Here is a 12,184-nt window from a genome sequence, read left to right as displayed (position 1 = left end):
CCTATGCGTCCCCTCAAATGGTTTTCGCCTATCGAATTTCTTAATAATAGTGTCCAATATGATTGACAAACCTACAATATGTGTCTCTCACACGCAAAAACGGACGATCACTGACCGTCCGTTGTAATACACTGATATTTTATCTATTGCTATTTCCTGTTTTTATGTCTTTCCAATTTACTTGCGTACATTATCTTATCCGCCTGTGTAAACATATCTTCAAGCTCGTGGATATCTGTTATATGTTTACAAATACCGCCTATACTAACGCTGACCTCAAACTCGTTACCTGCAAACTTGTTATATACCCTAAGACGATCGTTGACCCTTGCAGAAAATCGTTCAGGATAGTTGTCGTTATAGTCGTTACAGCCTATCACCACAAACTCATCGCCGCCTATCCTTGCGCATATCTCGTTATTTTTTGTCGAAGCCAAAACTGCGTCTGCGATCGCTTTTATTGCAATATCACCGCAGTTATGGCCAAAATTATCATTTATCTTTTTAAGACAGTCCAGATCGCAGACAGCGATAAAAGCCTTATTTTTCGGATTTGACATTCTGTCAACAACAAACTGGATATTTTTCTCAATGCCTATTCTCGAATAAACACCTGTCATAGCGTCACGGACTGCAAGATTAGCTATGGAGTTTCGTATCCGCATTGATTCCAGAGCATTGCTTACATGATTTGTCCAATTACGATAAGTGATATCTATCGATTTTATTTCGTCACCGTAAGACAATACAGCATAGCCATAGCACCGATCTATAAAATGTACCGGGGTGATAAAGAATGCACAAGGGCTTTCTCGTTCTTCATCCAGATCAGGAAATATCTCTTTGAGTTCAAAAGGATCATGAAGAGTTCTGCTTTTGCCGTCAACGTTTCTTATATAAAGCACCATATTTTCTGTATATTCCTTTGGAACAGTGGAGATCTCACCGACTATCTCATGCTCTCCAAGGCAATCCTCATTAAGGCAGAGATAATACCTCTCATGACCAATGATAAGATAGAGAAAATATTGTATTCTGGCCATCAGATCATCGGGATCTTTAGAGCAAGCCATTATATCGGTCATACTGCTGTCCAAAAAGTCATGATAGTTCATCTTGTTCTGAGATGATAAAAGATCACGCTTTGTATAGCTGTAATCCTCATGACAGCCGCAGGAAGCACCTATCTCCACCTTGCCGCCGTCCTCTATAATGCCCTGCGGTTCAACGCCTTTGATCCTTGCCTCAATGGTCATTACTGCGTTCACGCCAGTTTCAAAGATCGGCGGTGAGCAAGAGGTTATAGCTGGCACGCAATGGATAGCCTCGTCTATTGCGTCATAACCTGCAACTATCATATCCTCAGGCACGCTCAAACCGTTTTTCTGATATTCATGTACAACGCCTATAGCCATATAATCTCCACAGCAAACGATAGCGTCAGGCTTTTTACGTCTGCCATAGATGATATTATTTGCCACCTCTGCCGCTTTATCATACCAGAAGCCTCCGTCAAAGCAGACAAAGTCTGGATCATACTCTATGCCATGCTTTTCAAGGGCACGCTTATATCCCGCAAGCCGTTCACGAGTGGTGGCAGTCTCCAGCGGACCGCTCAGAAAAAGTATCTTCCTGCATCCATGGACCTCGATAAGATGTTCTGTCAATTGCATAAAGGGTATTTCGTCACGGGTATAAATACTTTCATAGTCCTTATAGCTTCCATCTATAAAAACCACAGGAACATGACATTTCTCATCTATATCCCTGCATATTTTGTCAAAAAGCCCAGGCATTTTTAATGTATCTGCCAAAACGATAACGCCATCGAGCTTATCATAATTTATAGCGTCATATATCTGCATTTCTCCAACAGACACTGCTTTTAAGAATGACACTTTGACAAAGCTTGTGAAGATAAGCACATCATAGTCAAGCTGAAAAGCCTTTGTCATTACGCCTTTCAGCAATCTTTCCTGATAATAGCTTTCTGCCTCAGACAATATCACTCCAATGCGTTTTCTTCCCAAAATGTCTCACCTTCTCTATAATGTTGCATTTAGACGCACTGCATCCTACAGTCATTCAAATATTATACCACATTTGCCACGAGTTGTCAAAGGCATTTTGTGAATTTTCGTAAACTTTTTAACGACTTTTTTATTTTTGCGGTAAAATCATTAAGCTTTTTTCAATATTACCAATACATATATTTGATTAAATTTGTTATAAATCAACTAAATGATTTGCTTAATCGTTTTCGAAATTGCGAAAATTTTCGGTAACATGTTCATATAGAAAATAAAATGAAAATTTTTCAGAACATTGTTAATAAAGCATCGCAGAGAAAACTTTTTTACACAGTACTTCTGAATAAGAAAAGAACAAAAAAGTTTCAAAAATGTCTTGACAAGTAAAAGATCATATGGTATAATATTAAAGTCGCTTAGATAGTGTGACACATATAAAAAATGATAAACTGGAGAAGTCGCCTAGCCCGGTTTATGGCGCACGACTGGAACTCGTGTATGGGTTAATAGCTCATCGAGGGTTCGAATCCCTCCTTCTCCGCCAAAAAGTCTCGTAAACACGTTGTTTGCGAGACTTTTTATTTTCTAAAGATATGACACGCAGAAAAACTTAGTAAAGCAAAAAAATCGGACAGCCCGAAGACTGTCCGATTGAATTGTTTTTGCGATTATTTTATGGTCGTGATGTCGCTTCCGAACCAAGTTGTTGATATCTCAGCGAGCTTGCCGTCCTGCTTCATTTCGTGAAGGATCTCCTCGATCTTGTCGCAAAGTGCCTGATCACCAAGTCTGAATCCGATAGCGTACTCCTCTGGGTCAAGGCCGTCAGGAAGCACCTTGTAATCCTTGCCTGATGTGGATATCTCGTAATTTGCAACTACTGAGTCAAGGAACGCTGCGTCTACCATGTTAAGCTCCAACTGCTGGAGGGCTTCAACATTTGTTGCAAGCTCTGTTGTTGTCGCACCATTTGCTACAACGTCAGATGCAAGAAGTGTTTCCTGTGCTGTTGAGCCGTTCTGTACGGCAATGTTCTTGCCTGCAAGATCAGCCTGTGAAGCAACGTCGCTTGAGCCGTTTACAACAAACACCATTTCATTCTTCATGTAAGGCTCGCTCATGAGCATTACTTTCTTTCTCTCATCGCTGACAGAAAGGCCGTTCCAGATACAATCTATTGTGCCGGCATTAAGGTCCTGCTCCTTTGTATCCCAGTTTACAGAGTAAGTTTCAAGCTCTACACCAAGTCTTGAGCAAACTTCCTTTGCCACGTCGATATCAAAGCCTACGATGTTGTCGTTCTCGTCCGTGTAGCCCATTGGCTTGAATGTTGGGTCAAGACCAAGCACAAGCTTGCCTGAATCAAGAACTTTCTGAAGTGAGTTATCCTCGCCTGTTGCAGCGGCTGTGCTGTTTGCGCCTGCTGCTGATGAAGAATCAGATGTGCTTCCGCAGCCTACAGCCAAAAGCATCATGGCAGCAGCAGAAAGTGATGCGATAGTCTTAAAAATAGATCTTTTCATTATTAACTTCCTTTCGGGTATCGTCAAAATACCATTTCATACGTTTTAACACTTTAATATAATAACATATTATAACGTCACTGTCAATTATCATTATTACCCAAACCTTTGCAGGCTGTGGGTGCTTTTTCATAGAAAATGACCGCAGATAAGCGAAAATCAGCACTTACCAAGCTTTTTGGCTCTTTCCATGAATCTTGCATACTTGCCTATTACCGCTTCTCCCTGTGTGATACCTGCATTTTTCAGTATCTCCAAAGGCTTTTCGGGATAGTCGGCTGTATATTCAAGTTCCAACTCATAGTCTGTCAAGCCGAGATATTCGCTTTTGTCAAGGCATATCTCAACATGGTCGAAATCGGTGCAGAGCTTGCGCTGAGTATGCAAAGAGCCTGCAAGGTCAGCGGCAGGGAAATCTCTCCCCACAAGCTGTGAAAGCTCCTGTGCGGTGAGCTTTTCAGGCAGGCTGTCAAGCTGTTGTTCATACTCTTTTTTCACATGAAGTGCACCGTTTTCGGAGATAGGTGCTTTAAGCTGCAAAAAATACTTTTCGCCTATCTGCCTGACACGGATACTTGTCATGCCTGAATCTCTTTGTGGGATATAATAAAAATTGGTCTGCTCTATTATTTTGCCCCACTGAAAAAGCTTTTCAGCGGTGTTATATTGTTCTTTTGTGAGAGAAATTTTTATCTCACGCTCTATATTTTCGCTCATGATATCCTCCTGCTTTAATACTTTAGGCAACACCGCACAAAGCCCGCCTGACGGCTTTGCACGCCATCTGCTTGCAGATTTTCCGTCATATCACACAAAAATCCCTTGACATACGACAGTATGCCTGCGGAATTTTTATGCAATCTGACAAAAAATCTGACTACGCATCTGACGCACAATCTTTGTGCGGTATTGCCTTTATTTTATTATAACAATATCACAATATAATGTCAACATGAATATGGTTGACAAATTCCCATAAAAATAGTAGAATTTAAGTATATGAATTTAAGGAGAGTTTGAGATGTCAAGAATATTGACGCCACAGCAAAAGATAGAGCGGAGCATCGTTACTGATTTTCGCAGAGATATATGGAATAAATTCGTAATGGGATATGAGCGTTACGATATGATAAAGCCCGGGGACAAAATAGCGGTGTGCATATCAGGCGGCAAGGACTCAATACTTCTTGCTAAGTGTATGCAGCATTTGCAGAAATATCAGGGCATGGACATAGGGCTAGAATTTATTGTAATGAACCCAGGCTACAGCGATGCCAACAGACAGAGAATAATCGACAATGCGGCGCTTATGGGAATACCCATAAAAATGTTTGAAACAAAGGTCTTTGACATTGCATACAATACAAAACGCAACCCATGCTATCTTTGTGCAAGAATGAGACGTGGCTGGCTTTACAAATTTGCGCAGGATCTTGGGTGCAACAAGATAGCTTTGGGACATCATTTTGATGATGTTATAGAAACCATACTCATGAGCATGGTATACGGAGGACAGATTCAGACTATGATGCCTAAGCTACACTCGAGGAACTACGCAGGCATGGAGCTTATCAGACCACTGTACATGGTGAAAGAGGCGGACATTATCCGCTGGGTGGAGCAGAACGATCTGCATTTTATCCGCTGTGCCTGCCGTTTCACTGAGAGCTACGAGGGGTTAGAGAAAAAGGGTGAGGTATCAAAGCGGCAGGAAATGAAGGAGCTTATAGCAAAGTTTCGTGCCACCAATCCCAACATCGAAAACAACATTTTCAAGAGCGTTTATAACGTCAATCTGCGCACTGTGATACAATACGAATGCAAGGGCAAGAAGTACAATTTTATGGACACATATGATGATTACGACCCAAGCGTTCAGGCAGATGACGATGATGATAAGGGAATAGAGTAAAAAAGTTGTGAAAAGGGCTTGACAAAGCGGCAGAGATAGTGTATAATATATTACTGTAATTGGTTTGCTGCTATGGCTCAGTAGGTAGAGCACGTCCTTGGTAAGGACGAGGTCACCGGTTCAAGCCCGGTTAGCAGCTCCAGCAGGTGCTTGCACCTGCACCCAAATCCGCTATCATTTATGGTAGCGGATTTTTTTGTCGCCGCCCATGGGTACGATACCCTACACACAAAAAACACCGCCCGAACTCCTCGGACGGTGTTATATTTTTATCTCGTATTACAGATTTGTATACTCCATAAGGCTCTTATCCACCTCACGGGCAACATCTCTGCCCTCTCTGATAGCCCATACTACAAGTGACTGTCCTCTGTGCACGTCACCTGCGGCAAAGACATTCTTCACGTTCGTCTGATGTGTGCCGTCGGCAGTTGCGATATTCGTTCTGCCGTCTACCTCAACGCCAAAAGCCTTTGTGAGATAGCTTTCAGATCCCAGAAAGCCTGCCGCAATAAGAACAAGCTCAGTTTCTACCTTGTATTCGCTGCCCTCAACAGGCTTCATTATCGTTCTGCCTGACTTAGGGTCTTTCTCTGGGGAAAGTTTTACAAGCACTGCGCCCTTGAGATTGCCCTTTTTGTCTTTGAGAAACTCCTTGACAGTTGTCTGATAAACTCTCGGGTCATGACCGAACACACCGATAGCTTCCTCCTGACCGTAATCTGTCTTGCATACCATTGGCCATTGCGGCCATGGGTTGTTCTCGGCTCTCGTGTCAGGAAGCTTTGGCATCATTTCAAGCTGCAAAACGCTCTTTGCGCCATGTCTTACGCTTGTACCAACGCAGTCATTTCCCGTATCTCCGCCGCCTATTACCATGACGTTCTTGCCCTTTGCGGAAATGTGGTTTTTATCCGTAAGACCGCCGTTCAGCAGCGCCTTTGTTGTGGATTTCAGAAAATCCACTGCAAAATAGATACCCTTTGCATCTCTGCCCTCGGCTTTGATATCTCTAGGGTTTGAAGCACCACAACAAAGTATTACTCTGTCGAAGTCCTTGAGAAGTTCAGCCGCTGTGATATCCTTGCCCACATCAACGCCTGTGCGGAACTCGATGCCCTCTTCTTTCATTATGTTTATCTTGCGCTCGATTATCTGCTTTTCAAGCTTCATGTTCGGTATGCCGTACATAAGCAGACCGCCCACTCTGTCCTCACGCTCGAAAACTGTTACACTGTGACCTCTCTGATTGAGCTGGTCAGCGGCAGCAAGACCTGACGGGCCTGAGCCTATAACAGCGATAGTCTTTCCTGTTCTTACCTTTGGCACTCTTGCTGAAGCATATCCGCAGGCATAGGCATTTTCAATAATGCCGTATTCGTTAGTCTTTGTGGTAACAGCGTCGCCATTAGCTCCGCAGGTGCAGGCTTTTTCGCAAAGTGCAGGACAAACTCTTGATGTGAACTCAGGAAAATTGTTCGTCATATGGAGTCTGTAATATGCCTGCTCCCAGTTGCCCTTGTATATAAGGTCGTTCCATTCAGGGATAAGATTGTTAAGCGGACAGCCTGAAAATGCGTTGCCTATCTTCATTCCTGCCTGACAGAACGGCACACCGCAGTCCATACATCTTGCTCCCTGCTTTTGCTGCTCCTCCTTTGAAAGAGGAGTGTGAAATTCATTAAAATTCTTTATACGTTCCTCAACGGAGAACGCTGCTGCGTCCTCACGCTTATAGTCCATAAAACCAGTTGGCTTTCCCATATCTCAACTATACTTGCTTTCACGGCAAGTATATCCTCCTTTCGTTTTTAAAAGTACAATATCTCATGTGCGCAGGCTTACTGCTTGCCGTTGATGATCTGATAGAATGCTTCTATCTGCGCCTGATCGCTACTCATACCCTTTTCTTCCATTGAAGCTATAGCAGACATCATCTTCTTGTAATCGTGAGGGATTATCTTCTTGAACTTAGGCAGATATTCCTCAAAGTTATCAAGAATACGCTTGCCCTTTTCAGAGCCTGTTGCGTCAACGTGCTGCTGGATAAGGTCTTTGAGCTGAATTATATCGTACTTCTCCTTGACCTCAGAGAAAAGTACCATTTCCTTGTTGAGTCTTGTGTAAAGGTGTCTGTCCTCGTCAAGAACGTAAGCTACACCGCCCGACATACCTGCCGCAAAGTTTTTGCCCGTCTTGCCGATAACTACCACACAGCCGCCTGTCATATACTCACAGCCGTGGTCGCCAACGCCCTCGACAACTGCCACTGCGCCTGAGTTTCTTACGCAGAAACGTTCGCCTGCAACACCGTCGATGAACGCCTTACCGCTTGTTGCGCCGTAAAGTGCAACGTTACCGATAATGATATTGTCCTCGGCTTTGAAAGTGGAATCCTTCGGAGGATAAACAACGAGCTTACCGCCTGAAAGTCCCTTGCCGAAATAATCGTTAGAGTCGCCCACAAGCTCGAGGGTCAAGCCGTTCGGGATAAATGCGCCGAAGCTCTGTCCGCCTGAGCCGTTGCAGACTATCTTGTATGTATCGTCAGCAAGTGTGTTATAATACTTTCTTGTTATCTCTGAACCGAAGATAGTACCGAATGAACGGTCTGTGTTCTTGACATTTACTGTGATAGACTTCTTCTCACCACTCTTAAGATTTTTCTCGAACTCCTTCATGAGTACCTTTTCATCAAGAGTGTTTTCAAGCTTGAAGTCATACTTGGATTTCTTGTTGTATTCTACCTTTTCTGAAACGTAATCAGAGTTGATGATATTAGAAAGGTCAACTTGTGCCGCAGTGCCTGTGATACCAGCCTTTGGCTTGATAAGGTCAATTCTTCCCACAAGCTCGTCAACTGTTCTTACGCCAAGCTTTGACATATATTCTCTAAGCTCGGAAGCCACGAATATCATAAAGTTCATTACATATTCAGGCTTGCCGGGGAACTTCTTTCTAAGCTCTGGGTTCTGTGTTGCAACACCAAATGGGCAAGTATCAAGATTACATACTCTCATCATTGCACAGCCGAGTGTTATCAGCGGAGCTGTTGCAAAGCCGAACTCCTCTGCGCCAAGGATCGCTGCGATAACAACATCACGGCCTGTCATGAGCTTTCCGTCTGTTTCGATAACGACCTTGTTTCTAAGACCGTTCTTGATAAGGGTCTGATGTGCTTCTGCAAGTCCAAGCTCCCATGGAAGTCCTGCATTGTAGATAGAGTTTCTCGGAGCCGCACCTGTACCGCCGTCATAGCCTGAGATAAGAATAACACCTGCGCCTGCCTTTGCAACGCCTGCCGCAACTGTACCAACACCGCACTCAGAAACGAGCTTTACAGAAATTCTTGCGTTCTTGTTTGCGTTTTTCAGGTCATAGATAAGCTGAGCCAAGTCCTCGATAGAGTAGATATCGTGGTGTGGCGGAGGTGAGATAAGCGACACGCCAGGTGTGGAGTGTCTTGTTTTAGCTATCCATGGATAAACCTTTTTGCCAGGGAGATGACCGCCCTCGCCAGGCTTTGCGCCCTGTGCCATTTTTATCTGTATCTCATCAGCAGATGTGAGGTATCTTGAAGTTACACCGAAACGTCCCGAAGCCACCTGCTTGATAGCTGAACATCTGTCCTCAGAAGTACCCTTTGTGAGCAGTCTGTCAAGGCTCTCACCACCCTCGCCTGAGTTTGACTTGCCGTGAAGTCTGTTCATTGCGATAGCAAGTGCTTCATGAGCTTCCTGCGAGATAGAGCCGTAGGACATAGCGCCCGTCTTAAATCTTCTTACAATAGAGTCAACGCTCTCAACTTCCTCCAGCGGAACAGGATTTTCAGCAAAGTTGAAATCCATAAGACCTCTGATGTTCACAGGGTCCATTTCCTCAGAAATAAGCTTTGAATACTTCTTGTATGTTTCATAGTCGCCAGTCCTTGCAGCCTGCTGGAGCAGATAGATAGACTGAGGATTGTAGAGATGCTCCTCCTTGCCGCTTCTGAACTTGTGGCTTCCTCTTGATTCAAGCTCTGTGTCTGTGCCAAGTCCAAGAGGGTCAAAGGCTGATGTATGAAGTCTGTCAACGTTCTTTTCGATATCAGAGATAGTGATACCGCCTATTCTGCTGACAGTACCTGTGAAATACTTGTTTATAACGTCCTCGCCGATACCGATAGCCTCGAATATCTGTGAGCCTTGATATGACTGTATAGTAGAGATACCCATTTTTGAAGCTATCTTTACGATACCATGGAGAACAGCCGCATTATAATCGTCAACAGCGGCATAGTAATCCTTGTCGAGAAGGTCGTCAGCAATAAGCTCGTGGATAGTTTCCTGAGCAAGATAAGGGTTGATAGCGGAAGCACCATAGCCAAGCAGTGTTGCAAAGTGATGAACTTCTCTAGGCTCGCCGCTTTCGAGGATAATAGCAAGAGATGTTCTCTTCTTTGTAACAACAAGGTGCTGATGAAGCGCTGATACTGCAAGCAGTGACGGGATAGCAAGGTGGTTCTCATCAACTCCCCTGTCTGAAAGGATAAGGATATTTGCGCCCTCGCTGAACGCCTTGTCTGCTTCTATATAAAGTCTGTTTATAGCCTTTTCAAGTCTTGTGTTCTTATAATAAAGTATAGGGATAACAGCTACCTTAAAGCCAGGAATGTGCATATTCTTTATTTTAAGGATATCTGTTGAGGTAAGGATAGGGTCGTGTATCTTCATTACCTTGCAATTTTCAGGCTTTTCTTCAAGAATGTTGCCGTCCTCACCGATATAGACAGTTGTGGAGGTAACTATTTCCTCTCTGATAGCGTCTATAGGCGGATTTGTTACCTGTGCAAAGAGCTGTTTGAAGTAGTTGAACAGTGGCTGAGGCTCTTTTGAAAGCACCGCAAGCGGGCTGTCTGTACCCATAGCGGCAATAGACTCAGAGCCGTTCTTTGCCATTGGCAGGATAGATGTCATAACGTCCTCATAAGTATAGCCAAAAGCTTTCTGAAGTCTTTGTCTTTCCTCGTAGCCGTGTTCCTCTACCTTGATGTTTGGTATCTTAAGGTCTTTAAGTCTGACAAGGTTGCTGTCAAGCCACTCGCCGTAAGGCTGCTTTGAAGCATAGTATTCCTTAAGCTCGTCATCGTCGATAACTCTGCCCTGAACAGTATCAACAAGAAGCATTTTGCCTGGGCGAAGTCTTTCCTTTTCAACGATATTGTCTGACGGGATAGGAAGTGCGCCAACCTCAGATGAAAGGATAAGATTGCCGTCCTTTGTGATATAATATCTTGACGGACGCAGACCGTTTCTGTCAAGGACTGCACCCATGATATCTCCGTCAGAGAAAAGGATAGAAGCAGGTCCGTCCCATGGCTCCATCATAGTTGCGTAATACTGATAGAAGTCTTTCTTAGCCTGACTCATCGTGCCATTGTTATCCCATGGCTCAGGGATCGTTATCATGACAGCCAGTGGCAGATCCATTCCACTCATGACCAAAAATTCAAGTGTGTTGTCGAGCATTGCAGAGTCAGAGCCTTCTGTGTTTACAACAGGTGTGACCTTATCAAGGTCGCCCTTCAAATGCTCAGACTTCATCGTTTCCTCACGAGCGAGCATTTTATCAGCATTGCCTCTGATAGTGTTTATCTCACCGTTGTGAACGATCATTCTATTAGGATGAGCTCTCTGCCAGCTTGGGTTTGTGTTGGTAGAAAATCTTGAATGTACCATAGCGATAGCAGACTCGTAGTCCTTATCCTGAAGGTCAGGGAAGAACTTTCTGAGATCCTGCACAAGGAACATTCCTTTATATACTATAGTTCTGCTTGAAAGTGATACAACGTAGGTGTCCTCATTTGACTGCTCGAACACACGTCTTGCAACATATAGCTTGCGGTCAAAGTCAAGACCCTTTTTAACGCCCTTTGGACGCTTGATGAAGCACTGCATTATGGCAGGCATACACTGGGCAGCTCTCTTGCCAAGCACCTCAGGCTTTGCAGGAACGACTCTCCAGCCAAGGATCTCCAGACCCTCTTTTTCGGCGATTATCTCAAACATCTTCTTTGCCTGATTTCTCGCAAGCTCGTTCTGTGGGAAGAAGAACATACCAACGGCATAGTCTCTCTCCTCGCCAAGCGTGATTCCAAGCTCAGCGGCGGCGATCTTCTTGAAGAATTTATGTGAGATCTGAAGCAGGATACCTACTCCGTCACCTGTTTTGCCCTCTGCGTCCTTACCAGCACGATGCTCAAGCGTTTCAACGATAGTCAGCGCATTTGCAACAGTATCGTGGCTCTTTTTGCCCTTAATGTTCACAACAGCACCTATTCCGCAGTTATCATGCTCGAATTTCGGTGAATACAGGCTTTTTACATTAGTCATATCCTCCATGCGTTCCATTTTTATCACCCTTTCCTGCCAAACTGTAAAAAAATTATAGCTTATCGTTCAGCAACGTATGTTATTTCACGGCTCATAGCCGATTTTTAGCTGTTTTTAACAAAAAAATTTGCAGGAAGAAATTAAAATCCTGCAATCCTGCATAAGTGCCAACAAACTCAAAGCGTGGTTTTTCGCACAAATGCAAGAAAATAGCCTTTTGCCGTCTTTTTTGACGGCTTAATCATTATAACACACATTACAGCAAAATGCAAGAGCGAATGATAAAACTTGCATAAATTCATTATTAATTTTTAGTTAATCGGTATACATATATAACTTATGATT

7 protein-coding genes and 2 tRNA genes are annotated in these 12,184 nt (G+C 43.8%); 3 read left to right on the top strand and 6 right to left on the bottom strand.

Translation table 11 applies throughout. The features are described from left to right. Positions 1-149: 149 nt before the first annotated feature. Positions 150-2,030, bottom strand: a complete 1,881-nt coding sequence (locus AB5Z01_RS11170) for a GGDEF domain-containing protein (protein WP_287215202.1) — start codon at positions 2,028-2,030, stop codon at positions 150-152. 451 nt (positions 2,031-2,481) lie between these two features. Between AB5Z01_RS11170 and AB5Z01_RS11165 the strand changes: the two genes are divergently transcribed. Then, positions 2,482-2,574, top strand: a tRNA-Ser gene (locus AB5Z01_RS11165). A gap of 124 nt (positions 2,575-2,698) precedes the next feature. Here the strand turns inward: AB5Z01_RS11165 and AB5Z01_RS11160 are convergent. The 3 genes from AB5Z01_RS11160 to AB5Z01_RS11150 are packed head-to-tail and all read right to left on the bottom strand — an operon-like array spanning position 2,699 to position 4,270. Further along, the gene (locus AB5Z01_RS11160) at positions 2,699-3,553 is read right to left on the bottom strand and encodes an amino acid ABC transporter substrate-binding protein (protein ID WP_287215201.1); all 855 of its coding nucleotides are present in this window, start codon (positions 3,551-3,553) and stop codon (positions 2,699-2,701) included. Beyond that, complete coding sequence (locus AB5Z01_RS11155; RefSeq protein WP_287215199.1) at positions 3,534-3,686, bottom strand: hypothetical protein; 153 nt, start codon at positions 3,684-3,686, stop codon at positions 3,534-3,536. The genes AB5Z01_RS11160 and AB5Z01_RS11155 overlap by 20 nt, the downstream gene beginning before the upstream one ends. Before the next feature lie 26 nt (positions 3,687-3,712). Continuing rightward, entirely contained in the window at positions 3,713-4,270 is a 558-nt protein-coding gene (locus tag AB5Z01_RS11150; protein WP_287215197.1) for a CYTH domain-containing protein, read from the bottom strand. Positions 4,271-4,574: 304 nt separating this feature from the next. On the opposite strand from AB5Z01_RS11150, the gene AB5Z01_RS11145 reads away from it, so the two are divergent. Further along, on the top strand, positions 4,575-5,465 hold the full coding sequence (locus AB5Z01_RS11145; RefSeq protein ID WP_287216201.1) for an ATP-binding protein: 891 nt from the start codon (positions 4,575-4,577) through the stop codon (positions 5,463-5,465). 66 nt (positions 5,466-5,531) lie between these two features. Continuing rightward, a tRNA-Thr gene (locus tag AB5Z01_RS11140) sits at positions 5,532-5,607 on the top strand. A 137-nt stretch (positions 5,608-5,744) separates the two neighbouring features. Here AB5Z01_RS11140 and AB5Z01_RS11135 read toward each other — a convergent pair. Both AB5Z01_RS11135 and gltB read right to left on the bottom strand, forming a co-directional pair. Beyond that, positions 5,745-7,229: a glutamate synthase subunit beta gene (locus AB5Z01_RS11135; RefSeq protein ID WP_287216202.1), complete on the bottom strand. Its 1,485-nt coding sequence runs from the start codon at positions 7,227-7,229 to the stop codon at positions 5,745-5,747. Between the two features lie 77 nt (positions 7,230-7,306). Further along, positions 7,307-11,848 (bottom strand): glutamate synthase large subunit, encoded by a 4,542-nt coding sequence (gltB, locus tag AB5Z01_RS11130; RefSeq protein ID WP_353805454.1) that lies wholly within the window; start codon positions 11,846-11,848, stop codon positions 7,307-7,309. Positions 11,849-12,184 lie beyond the last annotated feature (336 nt).

It is taken from the genome of Ruminococcus sp. RTP21359st1_H3_RTP21359_211015, from assembly GCF_040909065.1.
Taxonomy (GTDB): Bacteria; Bacillota; Clostridia; order Oscillospirales; family Ruminococcaceae; genus Hominimerdicola; species Hominimerdicola aceti.
The sequence above is the reverse complement of the archived record's forward strand: the minus strand, read 5'-3'. Positions and strand labels throughout refer to the sequence as shown.